The organism is Variovorax sp. JS1663, assembly GCF_002157355.1.
Classification (GTDB): domain Bacteria; phylum Pseudomonadota; class Gammaproteobacteria; order Burkholderiales; family Burkholderiaceae_C; genus Variovorax.
In genome coordinates this window covers 76,724-89,692 of record NZ_LYMK01000007.1, presented here as the reverse complement: position 1 = coordinate 89,692, position 12,969 = coordinate 76,724, and the positions used below count along the sequence as shown (strand labels likewise).

13 protein-coding genes and 1 pseudogene are annotated in these 12,969 nt (G+C 70.1%); 5 read left to right on the top strand and 9 right to left on the bottom strand.

Translation table 11 applies throughout. The features are described from left to right. Positions 1-35: 35 nt before the first annotated feature. From A8M77_RS08490 to A8M77_RS08475, 4 genes are all read right to left on the bottom strand, one after another. Complete coding sequence (locus tag A8M77_RS08490) at positions 36-731, bottom strand: ankyrin repeat domain-containing protein (RefSeq protein ID WP_086921200.1); 696 nt, start codon at positions 729-731, stop codon at positions 36-38. A gap of 14 nt (positions 732-745) precedes the next feature. After that, the gene (locus A8M77_RS08485) at positions 746-1,267 is read right to left on the bottom strand and encodes a GlcG/HbpS family heme-binding protein (RefSeq protein ID WP_086921116.1); all 522 of its coding nucleotides are present in this window, start codon (positions 1,265-1,267) and stop codon (positions 746-748) included. Between the two features lie 126 nt (positions 1,268-1,393). Continuing rightward, a complete protein-coding gene (locus A8M77_RS08480) occupies positions 1,394-2,032 on the bottom strand; it encodes a response regulator transcription factor (protein ID WP_086921115.1) in 639 nt (212 codons plus the stop codon). Next, a complete protein-coding gene (locus A8M77_RS08475; protein WP_086921114.1) occupies positions 2,029-3,504 on the bottom strand; it encodes a sensor histidine kinase in 1,476 nt (491 codons plus the stop codon). Before A8M77_RS08475 ends, A8M77_RS08480 begins: the two co-directional genes overlap by 4 nt. A 102-nt stretch (positions 3,505-3,606) precedes the next feature. On the opposite strand from A8M77_RS08475, the gene A8M77_RS08470 reads away from it, so the two are divergent. From A8M77_RS08470 to A8M77_RS08455, 4 genes and pseudogenes are all read left to right on the top strand, one after another. After that, a complete protein-coding gene (locus tag A8M77_RS08470; RefSeq protein WP_086921113.1) occupies positions 3,607-5,880 on the top strand; it encodes a glycoside hydrolase family 3 N-terminal domain-containing protein in 2,274 nt (757 codons plus the stop codon). Positions 5,881-5,960: 80 nt separating this feature from the next. Next, positions 5,961-6,131, top strand: a pseudogene (locus A8M77_RS08465) (alkaline phosphatase family protein); the annotation flags it as partial. Between the two features lie 85 nt (positions 6,132-6,216). Beyond that, complete coding sequence (locus A8M77_RS08460) at positions 6,217-7,290, top strand: DUF72 domain-containing protein (protein WP_086921112.1); 1,074 nt, start codon at positions 6,217-6,219, stop codon at positions 7,288-7,290. A gap of 148 nt (positions 7,291-7,438) precedes the next feature. Further along, entirely contained in the window at positions 7,439-7,927 is a 489-nt protein-coding gene (locus tag A8M77_RS08455; RefSeq protein ID WP_086921111.1) for a tetratricopeptide repeat protein, read from the top strand. Between the two features lie 18 nt (positions 7,928-7,945). On the opposite strand, the gene A8M77_RS08450 is transcribed toward A8M77_RS08455, so the two are convergent. Further along, on the bottom strand, positions 7,946-8,641 hold the full coding sequence (locus A8M77_RS08450; RefSeq protein WP_086921110.1) for an FMN-dependent NADH-azoreductase: 696 nt from the start codon (positions 8,639-8,641) through the stop codon (positions 7,946-7,948). Positions 8,642-8,763: 122 nt separating this feature from the next. On the opposite strand from A8M77_RS08450, the gene A8M77_RS08445 reads away from it, so the two are divergent. Then, complete coding sequence (locus A8M77_RS08445; protein WP_086921109.1) at positions 8,764-9,696, top strand: LysR substrate-binding domain-containing protein; 933 nt, start codon at positions 8,764-8,766, stop codon at positions 9,694-9,696. 15 nt (positions 9,697-9,711) lie between these two features. Here the strand turns inward: A8M77_RS08445 and A8M77_RS08440 are convergent, their stop codons facing one another. The 4 genes from A8M77_RS08440 to A8M77_RS08425 form a co-directional block, all read right to left on the bottom strand. Next, the gene (locus A8M77_RS08440; RefSeq protein ID WP_086921108.1) at positions 9,712-10,071 is read right to left on the bottom strand and encodes a DUF1428 domain-containing protein; all 360 of its coding nucleotides are present in this window, start codon (positions 10,069-10,071) and stop codon (positions 9,712-9,714) included. Positions 10,072-10,411: 340 nt separating this feature from the next. Beyond that, positions 10,412-10,879, bottom strand: coding sequence for a hypothetical protein (locus A8M77_RS08435; protein ID WP_143694563.1), 468 nt, complete (start codon positions 10,877-10,879; stop codon positions 10,412-10,414). 124 nt (positions 10,880-11,003) lie between these two features. Then, entirely contained in the window at positions 11,004-11,909 is a 906-nt protein-coding gene (locus A8M77_RS08430) for an SDR family oxidoreductase (protein WP_086921106.1), read from the bottom strand. 117 nt (positions 11,910-12,026) lie between these two features. Next, positions 12,027-12,965, bottom strand: a complete 939-nt coding sequence (locus A8M77_RS08425; RefSeq protein WP_086921105.1) for a glutathione S-transferase family protein — start codon at positions 12,963-12,965, stop codon at positions 12,027-12,029. Positions 12,966-12,969: the final 4 nt, after the last annotated feature.

The following is a 12,969-nucleotide window of genomic DNA, read 5'->3' as shown; positions in this document are numbered from 1 at the left end:
TCCTCGTGGATGGCCCGATTGTCCCCGAGCCGTCGCTACTTCGCGCCCGCGGCCTTCAGCTTGTCGACCATCGCCTTGTAGCCCCGCGCCTTCGCGAGCCGCAGCGGCGTGTTGCCCTGCCGGTCGGCCAGTTGCAGGTTCGCCCCCGCATCGACCAGCGCGGCCAGCGTGCGCTGATGACGCGGGCCGCCGTCGCCCAGCACGATGGACTCGATCAGCGCGGTCCAGTGCAGGTTGTTCACGTGATTCAGTGGCGCGCCTGCCGCGATCAGCCGGCGCACTACCTCGTCGTGGCCCAGGTGCGCGGCGGCGATCAGCGCGGTGCCGTCGTAGCGGCTGGTGGTCTGGCGCGGGCTGGCGCCCAGCGACAGCAGCAGCGAGAGCGTCGCCGGATCGTCGGCCACGGCGGCGATGGTGATGGCGTCGTAGCGGTCGTCCTCCAGCACGTCGAGCTTCGCGCCGGCCTGCGCCAGAACGCGGATCGCCTCGCGCTGGCGCGCGTGCGTGGCCACGTGCAGCGCAGTGCGGCCGCGGCCGTCGCGCGCCTCGAGATCCGCCCTGGCCGCGACCAGCTCTTTCAGTCGCGGAAGGTCGCCACGCCAGGCGGCCTGGTGCACGCCCTCGTAGGCCAGCACCTCCGCAGCCGAGGGCGGCACCTGGGCCGCCACCGGCGCCACAGCCGCCATCGCGAGCGCAGCCAGGAGCGCGAGCCACGAGCAACGGCGATGCATGGGCTTCATCGCATTCAGCCGAGCTGCGCCTTGACTTTCTCGATGCCGGCGTTGGCGCACTGCTCGTCGAGATGTCCGCCCGGCGCGCCGCCGACGCCGACCGCGCCGATGACCTCGTTGCCGGCCTTCACCGGCACGCCGCCGCCAAGCAGCAGGAAGCCGGGGATGTTCACCAGGTTGGCAGCACCCGGGTTCTTCTGGGCGTTCTCCATCATCGCCAGCGTGGGTGCCTTGGCCGAGGCCGAGGTCCAGGCCTTGCGCTCGCTCGCGGCCACGGTATGGGCGCCAGCGTTGTCGGCGCGCTGGACGGCGCGCACCACGCCGGCACGGTCGACCACGGTCGCGGCGACCGAGTAGCCGTTGGCCGCGCAGGCGGCGACGGTGGCGGCGGCGATCTGGTTCGCGAGTTCGAGCGAGAGGTTCTTCTCGCTGCGAACGGCGGGGCTCTGCGCCGGCGCCTGTGCCTGGGCGTGTGCGCCGATGGCGAAGGCGGCGAAGGAAACGGCGAGCGCGCCGCGGCGAAGGGTCGGATGCATGTAGTTCTCTCCAGTGGTGGTTCGTATTGCGCCGGCGCCTTGCCAGCCGCAGCGCCACTGTAGAAATCGCAGCTCGCCGTCGCCATTCGTACGGCTACGTCGATGCCTCCGTAGAACTACGGAGCGTCACGGCGCATCAGGCACATCGGCGACCAGCACCGCATAGCGCCGGATCAGCTGTGCCAGCGAATCGCAGCCGAGCTTGGCGAACAGGTTGGCGCGATGCGTCTCGACCGTGCGCGGCGACAGCGCCAGGGCACGCGCGATTTCCTTGTTGGTCAGCCCTTCGACGATGAAGCGCAGCACCTCGCGTTCGCGCTCCGACAGCTGCGCATGCCGATCGCGCGCCGCCTGGTCCGCCTGCGTCCGCTCCCGCGAGCGCACATGCTGGCGCACCGCCTGCTGCAGGGCTTCCAGCAGTTGCTCGTCGTCCACCGGCTTCTCCAGGAATTCCGCCGCACCGGCCTTGAAGGCCCGGCGGCACATCTCGACCGTGCCGTGCCCGGTCAGCATGATCACGGGCTGGTCCACGCCCTGCGCGACCAGCGTCTCCAGCACCGTCAGCCCGCTGATGCCCGGCATCCGCACGTCGAGCACGATGGCACCGATGCCGCCGCGGTCGAAGCCCTCGACGAAGGCCTGCGGATCCGACCAGCCCTGCGTGCGCAGGCCCACCGTGCCGATCAGCAGCGACAGGCTGGCCCGCACCGCGTCGTCGTCGTCGATCACGTGAATGAGCGGCGACTGCGGCTCGCTGCGCGTCATGCCTGGCCCTCCTGCATCGCCAGCGGCAGGCGCAGCGTGAAGCGCGCGCCGCGCGGTACCGCGGGCTCGGCGGCCAGCGTGCCGCCCATCGCACCGGCCAGCGTCTCGCACAGGCTCAGGCCCAGCCCCAGGCCACCCTCGCGGGTGCTGAAGAAGGGCTCGAAGATGCGCGGCAGCAGCTCGGGCGCGATGCCGCGCCCGTTGTCGCTCACGCTGAGTACACCCTGCCCGCCCTCGCGCTCGACCGCGAGCCGCAATTGCCGCTCCCCCGCCGGCAACTCGTCCAGTGCCTGCATCGCATTCATCAGCAGGTTGTGGACGATCTGCTCCAGCGCCACCGGCTCGGCCTGCACGTGCACCGGCGCGTGCGAGGCGCCTTCGAGCACGGGCGCGATGGCGCGCCGGTCGAACTCGGGCGCCAGCAGGTGCAGCGCACTGCGCACGGCCTCCTGCAGCGGCACCGGCCTGGCGGCGCCAGCATGGCCCGGCCGCTCGATCGCGCGGCGCAGGCGCCCCACCACGTCGGCCGCGCGGCGCGCCTGTTCCGCAGCCTGCTGCATGGCGCCGCGCGCGGTGGCGAGCTCGGGCGGGTCCTCGTCGAGCAGGCGGCGCGCCGCCTGTGTGTTGGCGAGCACCGCCGTCAACGGCTGGTTGAGCTCGTGCGCCATGCCGGCTGCCAGCTCGCCCAGCGCATTGAGGCGCGCGACCTGGCCGAGCCGTAGAAGCTCCTCGGCGCGGCGGCGCTCGATGCGCTGGCGCCGCAGCGCGACGGCTCCGCCCAGCACCACGGCCATCGCGATCGCCCACGCCGCCATCCAGGCCCAGGGCAACTCGCTCCAGCCCACGTGTCGCTGCGCGACCACGTCGAAGGCCTGGCTGTCCGAGGCCAGCACCTTGCGGAAATCGAAGGTCCAGCCCTGCGCGGCCGCGTCCCGGCCGGGCTGCACCACGAATTGCTGGTTGCCGCGCTCGACCAGCACGCGCACCGGGCTCTTCTTCGGGTCCATGGGCCAGTCGCGCCATGGCACGGTGGCGGCCAGGTCGATGTCCAGCGCATAGCTGGTGGGCGTCGCGCCGATCACGAGCCGGTAGCGCCCGCGCGGGAAGTCCTGACTCGCGAGCTCCGGCCGGCGCAGCTCGCGCGAGCGCGCCTCCGCCCGGGCCAGCGCGGGGTCGGGCCACTCGGCGCCCGCGTTGCGCCGCTCGACGCCGAGGATCGAGGGGTAGACCGACGACAGCCGCTGTTCGGGCCGGCCGGCATCGGCTGCGGTCTCCAGCAAGGCCAGCGTGGCCAGCACCGCGTCGTACTGCACCACCTGCTGGCTCAGCAGCCGGTGGGCGATGCGCGCGTTCGTCTCGAAGTCGTCCTGCAATTGCGCCAACTCCGCGCGCGCGATCCAGACCGCGCCGGCGACGGCGAGCACCAGCCAAGCCAGCCACCATCCGACCCGTGCGCGCAACCCATGCTTCATGGCGCGGATTGTGCCCGCGGCGATGCGGCAGCCTGCTCGGCTGCGTTCCGGCAAGAGCCTGACGAATTCCCGAGACTTTGGCCAGGCGCGACAATTGGACCAATGAGCGTTCGCAGCAGACTTCCACGCCTCCGCCTCGCCCTTCTCGCCCTTCCCCTCTTCCTCAGCGCCTGCGCCACCCGCCTCTCGCCCGGCGGCCTGGACCCGGTGTCGGCAGCGCGCATCGAATCGCTGATCGTCCGCATGACGGTGGAAGAGAAGGTGGGCCAGTTGAGCCTCTACGCCCCCGCCGCCGTCGACACGGTCGCCAACCCGCAGGCCGCGCGCCAGAGCGAGGAGGAGCAACTCGCGCAGATCCGCGCCGGCCGCGTGACGGGCCTCTTCAACAACGAAGGCCTGGAGGGCAAGCGCCGCGCGCAGCAGGCGGCGGTGAAGGAATCGCGCCTGGGCATTCCCCTGCTCTTCGGCGCCGACATCATCCATGGCTTCCGCACCGTGTTCCCGGTGCCGCTGGCCGAGGCCGCAAGCTGGGAGCCGGCGCTGGCCGAGCGCACTGCCCATGCCTCCGCGGTCGAGGCCACGGCGGACGGCTTCCGCTGGACCTTCGCGCCGATGGTGGACATCGCGCGCGACGCCCGCTGGGGCCGCGGCATCGAGGGCGCGGGCGAGGACGTGTACCTGGGCCAGCAGTTCGCCGCGGCACGCGTGCGCGGCTTCCAGGGCCAGGAACTGGGCCACGCCGATGCGATGCTCGCCACGCCCAAGCATTTCGCCGGCTACGGCGCGGCCGAGGGCGGACTGGACTACGCCGCGGTCGACCTCTCCGAGCGCACCCTGCGCGAGGTCTACCTGCCGCCCTTCCGCGCAGCCATCGACGCCGGCGCACTCTCCGTGATGAGCGCCTTCAACGAGATCGGCGGCATTCCCTCCAACGCCAACCGCGCGCTGCTGACCGGCGTCTTGCGCGGCGAATGGGGCTTCAAGGGCTTCGTGGTCTCCGACTACACGGCCGACGAAGAACTGATCGCGCACGGCTTCGCGGCCGACGGGCGTGATGCGGCCCGGCGTGCCTTTCTCGCCGGCACCGACGTCAGCATGCAGAGCGGCCTGTACATGAAGTACCTGCCGGACCTGGTGGCCTCGCGCGAGGTGCCGATGTCGCGGCTGGACGATGCGGTGCGCCGCGTGCTGCGGGTCAAGCAGCGGCTCGGGCTGTTCGACCATCCCTTCAGGGGCCTGGAGGACACGCCGGGCCCGCGCTTCGACGCCGCGGCACACGAGGCGCTGGCGCGCGAGGCATCGGCCCGCTCGATCGTCATGCTGAAGAACGAGAAGGATGTGCTGCCCCTGTCCCGCTCGGGCCAGCGCATCGCGCTCATCGGCCCTTTCGCCGGCACCGAGGACCTGTTCGGCCCCTGGCGCATCTTCCCCGGCCAGGCCGCGCCCGTGGGCATCGACCAGGCCCTGCGCCGGTCGCTCGGCTCGCCGGAACTGCTGACGGTGGTCCGCGGCAGCAATGTGGAGACGCCCATCCCCGGGGGCATCGAGGCCGCGGTGGCCGCCGCGCGCGAGGCCGACGTGGTGGTGCTGTCCATCGGCGAGAACGAGCAGATGTCGGGTGAGGCGCGCTCGCGCAGCGACATCGAGATCCCGCGCGCGCAGCAGCAGCTGGCCGAGGCGGTGGCGGCCACCGGCAAGCCGGTGGTGGTGCTGCTGCGCAACGGCCGCGCGCTGGCCTTGCGCGGCGCCGTGCGCAACGCGAATGCGATCCTGGTCACCTGGTTCCTCGGCTCGCAGACCGGGCCGGCCATCTCGGATGTGCTGTTCGGCGAGGTCAACCCCTCGGGCCGCCTGCCGGTGAGCTTTCCGCAGACGCCGGGCCAGGTGCCCTACTACTACAGCCACAAGCGCACCGGCCGGCCGCAGCTGGCGGATGCGCCGGCCGCCTTCTACAAGGCGCGCTACCTCGATGCGAGCAACGATGCCGCCTTTCCGTTCGGCCATGGCCTGGGCTATGCGCGCGTGCGCTACGACGCGATCGAGTCGAGCCCCGCGCGCATGGCCTGGGACGGCGCGCTGACCGTGCGCGCCCGCCTCACCAACACCGGCCAGCGCGAGGCCGAGGAAGTGGCGCAGCTCTACATCGCCAACCGCGCGGCCAGCGTCACGCGGCCGGTGCGCGAGCTCAAGGGCTTCCGCAAGTTGAAGATCCCTGCGGGCCAGACCGCCACCGTGGAATTCACGCTCACGCGCGCCGACCTGATGTTCATCGGCCAGGACATGACGCCCACCGTGGAGCCGGGCCAGTTCGATCTCTGGATCGGGCCATCTGCCACCAGCGGCCTGCGCACGGCGATGACACTGATGCCCGAATAGATCGCGCTATTTCTTCCGCGGCAGTTGATCCGCGTCGGTCAGCGTGCGCCGGAAGGTGATCACGTCGCAGATCTCGGCCCGCCGGCCTGATCGCGAAGCTGCAGGCCAGCCCGCAGTGGAAGAACATGCTGGTCGTGGTGACCTACGACGAGAACGGCGGCTTCTACGGCCACGCGGCCGTGCCCAAGGGTGACCGCTGGGGGCCGGGCACGCGCATTCCGGCGATGATCGTCTCGCCCTTCGCGAAGAAGCGGGATCTCGGCCGGCGCGCCCCTGGGCGCCGGTGTCGTCTCCGTTGGCGTGGCAGAAAATGAGCGGCATCACCCGCGTATCGCCATGCAAGACTCCCTGTTCGATGATCTCCCGCAGGCCGCCCCGCCAGACCCCGCGCCGGCGGCCAGGAAACGCCCCGCACCGGGCGAGCCGAAGGTCCGCCCTGCGCCGCCCGATCCCAGCCAGCAGGTGCTGGCGCAGGCCTTGCCGCCGCAGCTCCGGCTCGGCACCTCCTCCTGGTTCTTCCCGGGCTGGGCCGGCATGGTCTGGGAGGGTGATTACGAGCAGTCGGTGCTGTCGAAGCACGGTCTCGCGGCCTATGCGCGGCATCCGCTCTTCCGCTCCGTGAGCCTGGACCGCAGCTTCTACCGGCCCCTCACCGCCAGCCAGTACGCCGCCTATGCGGCGGTGGTGCCGGAGGACTTCCGCTTCATGGTGAAGGCGCCCAGCCTGGTGGCCGATGCCCTGGTGCGCGGCGAGGACGGCCGGGGCATGCAGGCCAACCCGGCCTTCCTCGATCCGGGGCTGGCGGTGCAGGAATTCGCCGCGCCCGCGCTGGCGGGCCTGGGCTCGAAACTGGGGGTGCTGGTGTTCCAGCTCAGCCCCCTGCCCGGGCCGATGCTGGCGCGTCTGCCCGAACTGCTGGAGCGCCTTCGGCGCATGCTGCTGGCCTTGCCGGCCCTGCGGCCACAGGCGCCGGATGCGGTGGTCGCAGTCGAGCTACGCAACCCCGGGTTGCTGACGCCGGAGTTGGCGGGGGTGCTGCGAGAGGCTGGCGCGACCTACTGCCTGGGCCTGCATCCCAAGATGCCGCCGATCGCCGGGCAACTGCCCATGCTGCGCGCGCTGTGGCCGGGGCCACTGGTGTGCCGATGGAACCTGAACCGCCTGCACGGCGCCTACGGCTACGAAGAGGCGAAGAAGCTCTACGAGCCCTTCGACAGGCTCGCCGATCCCGATCCGGAGACCCGCGAAGCCCTGGCCCGCGTGATCGCCGGCACCACCGACGCCGGGCAATCGGCCTACGTGGCGATCAACAACAAGGCCGAGGGATCGGCGCCGCTGTCGGTGCTGGCGCTGGCGCAGGCGCTCGCGATGCGACGTGACGATGGAGGCACCGGCCATCCGGTTGATTGACCGCCCGGGTCAACGTTCTTCATTCGGGACTGTGCAGAAACCGCGGCCGCGCGATCGTGCTGGCGTGCGACCGGGGCTTCGGCAGGCTGAGCGACTGAGCCCGCATGGCGTATGGCGCAAATCTTCGAGCGCGCTGCAAAATGAGCGGATGAACACCGCCACCGCCCGAATCCTCCGTCACCTGCTTGCCGGCGCAGCGCTGGCCGCCACCGCCCAGTTGCCGGCCCTCGCTGCGGACAACGATTCCACCCCGCCGGCGCTGCGGCTCGCGGGCGCGCGATCGCAGATCGAGGCCAAGAACTGGCAGCGCGCGATCGCCGAGCTCAAGCGGGTCAACGACCCCGGCAACGCCGACTGGAACAACCTGATGGGCTACAGCCTGCGCAAGAGCAAGTCGCCGGACTATGCGGCGGCCGAGCGCTTCTACGACGCGGCCCTGCGCATCGACCCCAACCATCGCGGCGCCCTCGAATATTCGGGCGAGCTCTACCTGATCCTCGACAACCTGCCCAAGGCCGAGGAGCGGCAGGCGCGGCTGCAGCGCCTGTGCAGCACGCCCTGCGAGGAACTCGAGGACCTGAGCAAGGCGATCGAGCGGTACAAGGCGGCGGGCAACAAGTACGTGCCGGAGGAATAGGCGCGGCCTGCGCCGCGCTCAGGCCATGGCCGGCGGCGCGTGCCGCGGTGCCGCGAGCGCATCGACCAGGCGGTCGACGCCCAGTTCGGCCTGCGCCAGCGAATGCGCGAGCCTCTCGTCTCCGAACTCGTCGTACTCGACCGCGAATTCGTGCACCTCGGTGATGCCGATGTAGCCGAACACCGAGCGCACGCTGGCCTCCACATGGTTGAGGTGCGCGATGCGCTGGCCCTTGCCGTAGCCGAAATCGCCGCGCGCGCTCAGCAGCACCAGGCGCTTGCCCGCATCGGCCAGCATCGGCCAGTACGGCCGCTCCCCGCGCGCCCGGTCGAAGCCGAACGTGCGGCCCACGCGCACGATATTGTCGATGTAGGCCTTGAACTGCGCCGGCACGCCGAAGTTGTACATCGGCAGGCCCACCACGATCAGATCGGCGGCGATGAGCTGATCCACCAGCCGATCGCTTTCGGCCAAGGTCTCGTGCATCCACGGCGCGCGCGCGGCGGCCGGAGTGAACGCGGCATGCACCCACTCGCCGCTGACCGGCGAAGGCGGCTTGCGGCCCACGTCGAGGTGATCGATGCGGTCGCCAGGCCGCACCGCCCGCCAGCGTTCGACGAAGCGCGCCGACAGCCGGCGGGTGTGGGAACCATGGGGATCGATGCCGGAGCGGCCCGGGCGGGCGCTGGCGTCGATGTGCAGAAGCGTGTTCATGAAGAAGGCTTTCGTGGAATGGATGGATGAGAGCGGCTCGCGTGTCGTACCCTTGTTCGCTCGCTCGCCTGAGACAAATCTAGGATTGACTCACTTCCATCACAAACGACGATTTCTTCCACATGGATGATTTGAATTCACCTGTCAGGCCAAGCCGGCGCCTACCGCCCCTGTCGGCGCTGCGGGCCTTCGAGGCCGCAGCGGCGCATTCGAGCTTCCAGCGCGCGGCGGCCGAACTGTCGGTCACGCCCACGGCCATCAGCCACCAGGTGCGCGGCCTCGAGGCGAGCCTGGGCCAGCCGCTGTTCCACCGCCTCACACGGCAACTGGCGCTGACGCCCGCGGGCCTGGGGCTGTTTCATGCATTGCGCGAGGGCTTCGATCAGATCGAAGCCGGCGTCCGGGCGCTGCGAACGCGTGCCGCAGCCGAGACCGTGACGCTGAGCACCAACACTGCCTTTGCTGCCAAGTGGGTGTTGCCGCGCCTGGCGGCCTTTCGCGCGGCCTGCCCCGGCATCGAGTTGCGATTGCATGCGAGCGATACGCTGGTCGACCTGGTGCGCGGTGATGCGGACCTCGCCATCCGTTCCGGCCGCGGCAACTGGCCGGGCCTCGCGACGGCCGAACTGATGCCCGAGCGCTATGCGCCGATGTGCAGCCCGGCACTCGGCCTGCGGCGCGCGCGGGATGTGTCGAAGCACCGGCTGATCCACTGCGACTGGCAGCCGAATGCGCAGGCGCCGGCCGTCTGGCCTCGCTGGTTCGAGCAGGCGGGCCTCGTTCAGCCCAGCGCGCGCACGCGCGGCGCGGCCTCGTCCGGCCTGTCCTTCTCGGACGAGACGCATGCGCTGCTGGCCGCGCTCGCCGGCCAGGGCGTGGCGCTGCTGAGCCTGACACTCACGGAAGGGGAACTGGCAAGCGGCGCGCTGCTGCAGCCCTTCGGGCCGGTGCTCGAGACCGGCAGCTACTTCCTGGCTGCAGCCAGGGGCAGGGAACGCGAGCCGGCGATCCAGGCCGTCTGGGCATGGATCGCTGCCCAGGCCGGCGGAGCCTGAGCGCGAGCGTCGTCGTCAGACCGAGACCAGCGTCTCGAAGCCACCCCAGAACATGCGCTTGCCGTCAAAAGGCAAGGTCTTGGGGTCCATCATGTCGGCCAGGCGGGGGTCGGCCATCACCTTGGCGTTCACCTCGTCGCGGTGGGCGCGCGACTCGAACACGATGTACGAAAAGATCACCGCCTCGTCGTCCTTCAGGATCACGGCCTGCGGGAAGGAGGTGACCTCGCCGGATTTCACGTCATCGGCCACGCATTCGCGGTACTCAAGGGCACCGTGCTCGCGCCAGATCTTGCCTGCCTTGGTGGCCATCTCGCGGTACTGCTCGATGTTGCGCTTGGGGACCGGAAGAACATATCCATCGACGTAAGCCATGCAGATCTCCTTGGGTGGGTTGGCAAACATGCGGCACACAGCAGGTGCGCAAAAACATAACCGACTGGTTCAGTATAAGCCCGCTCCAGTGGCGCCTTGCAATCCCCCTGCAGATCTTGGGCGCATCCGGTCAGGGTAGTCCGCACCCGCCCGATCAAGTGCAGTTTTCGCGAAACAGTTGGCGGGCCACAGCGTTGGACATGTCCCCGCGGAAGGTGGAAAAGCTTGTGGAAAACTGCATGAGCAAGTGCGCGAAGCCTTGTCCCACAAGGGTTCCCGCCGGATTGCCTGTTGAAGAAGCAGGGGGTTACAACCGAATGCAACAGATACTACGAAGGGTTTAATTCTCGCGAAGCCATGCTTCGGCGCAGACCTCGAAGAGGGTGATGTTCTGGCCGATCTCGTCATGCAGGAAGCGGCGCGCCCCTTCCCGCGCATGCCCGTCGAGCGCCAGCCAGGCCTCCCAGAGACGGCTGTCCGCGGGCGGCGGCGTGGCCTCCCAGACCATGGCAACGATGGGCAGTGTTTCGGTGGGAGGGAGGTCGGACCAGATGATGCCGATCCGCGACAAGGGGCCCGGCGCGCCGCCGAGCTCGATGCCGGTGCGCACACGCCCGCCCTCCTCCTCGATCACCGGTCCGAAGCCGCCGCAGAGCAGCACATGCAGCAGATCGCCGGGCTCGGCATGCCGCACCCATTCGTCGGCGCGGCGGGCCAGCTGGGCGCCGAGATCGGCCTTGGTGAGGTGCGCGCGCGCCGGACCGTGCGCGTGCTGCGCGGGGGCAGCCATGGCATGGACCTGCTGCATCACCGGGGTCGAAGGCGAACAGTCATCCGGCCAGTGTCGCCAAAGTGGCCCTGCTGTCTGCCAGCGGCGGCCTACGTGCCTGCCCGCCTGGGGCCGACACGCGATCGATCGTGCCGCCTTGTGCTCAGCTCGCGCGCAGCTGGGCGCGCAGCTGCGCGCCGATATCGGGCCGCTCCAGGAAGGGATCGGCAGGATTGGTGATGGCGACGATGTTTTCCATGCGGCTCTTCACGTTGCCCAGCGCCTTGGGATGGCTGAACACGTAGAACTGGTTGGCGCTGATGGCCTCGAAGACTTTGTGCCCCACCTCCGCCGCGGTGATTTTGCCGCTGCTGACCGCCTTGTTGCTCATCGCCTGGCCGATCAGCTGGCTCTTCGTCGGCTTGTCCGCGGCCAGCGCGCCCGGGCGGTTGCGCTCGCTGCTGGTGATGCCGGTGGGCACGAAGTACGGGCACAGCAGGCTGGCGCCGACCTGGTCGGTGATCAGCTTGAGGTCCTGGTAGAGCGTTTCGGTCAGGCTTACCACCGCGGCCTTGGCGGTGTTGTAGATGCCCATGTTGGGCGGCGTCAGAAGGCCCGCCATGCTGGCCGTGTTGACGATGTGGCCGCGGTACGCCGGGTCCTTCGCGGCGGCCTCCAGCATCATCGGCGTGAACAGCCGCACGCCGTGCACCACGCCCCAGAGGTCGACGCCGAGCACCCATTCCCAGTCGGCCACGGTGTTCTCCCACACCAGGCCGCCGGCGCCCACGCCCGCGTTGTTGAACACGAAGTGCGGTGCGCCGAAGCGCTCCTTGACCGCCTGTGCGAGCTCTTCCATCTGCGCCGCATCCGAGACGTCGACCTTGCGCGCCAGCACCTGCGCGCCGGCCGCTTCCATCTCGGCGGCAGCGCGGTCCAGTGCGTCCTGCTGCACGTCGACCAGCACCAGGTTCATGCCGCGTGCCGCGCCGATGCGGGCGCATTCGAGGCCGAAGCCGGAACCGGCGCCGGTGAGGACGGCGGTGGTGCCCTTGAAATCCTGAATCATCTGTACATCCTTGTGGTTGCGTGGAACACCGCGGAACCGGCCTCGCCGGGCCGCTGGTGTTGCCCCCGGAAGGGGGTTGGCGAAAGCGACACGAAGTGCGCGAAGCCTGGGGGAGAGCTAAGGTTCCAGCTTCCGCAGCGTGTAGCCGACGCGTGGGAAGTGCACGTGCACCGTGCCCCCGCGGGCATCCTTGCGGCGCAGCGTGTAGTGCGTGCGCGTCGCGGCGATCAGCTCGCCCTCGCTGGGCTCGGGGCCGAAGCTCTCGGCCGCCACCGTCACGTGCGTGCCCAGTGCAATGCCGTGCTCGTCCTGGAAAGTGCTGTCCGACAGCAGCGTGTGCGGCGTCGAGGCGGCGGCCACCGCGATGGCCTGGGCCGCGTCGAAGCTCTCCATCGTGCCGTGGCCGATCGCGGCCATGCGGTCCATCCAGTCCCCCACCGCCGGCGTGAACTGCAGGACGCCGGCCATCGAGGGCGTGCGCTTGCGGGTGAACCACAGCGGGTGGTAGCAGGCGAAATCGGCCACCGTCGGATAGGCGCCCAGCAGGTAGTCGGTGTCGTCCAGCATGTCGGACAGGCGCCGCAGGTAGGACTTGTAGGCGGCTGCGGCGTCGCCCGGGCGGTGGCGGACCATGTTGACGCTCATCGCCTTGCGGTCTTCGGCGAAGGCGCGGGCCGTCTCGGGCGGCGTGTTCGCGAAGATGTCGGCCTGGCCTTTGCCGCTGAAGCTGTAGCCCATCGCGGCCCAGAACAGGGTGCTGTCGCCCCACTGTGCGACCACCCGCTCCAGGCCCTTGCCCGGCTCGGGGTAGATCGAGGGCATGGGGGCGACGTGCTCCAGCACGTCGCAGATGAGCGCGGTGTCGCAGTAGATGTCGGCGCCGATCTGCAGCACCGGCGTGCGGCGGTAGCCGCCGGTGAGTGCCGCCAGTTCCGGTTTGGGCGCGATCTGCGGAATGATCACCGACTTCCAGGCCAGCTTCTTGTAGCCCAGGATCAGGCGCAGCTTCTCGGAGAAGGGCGAGGTGGCGTAGTGATGGAGGATCAGGTCGGCCATGGGA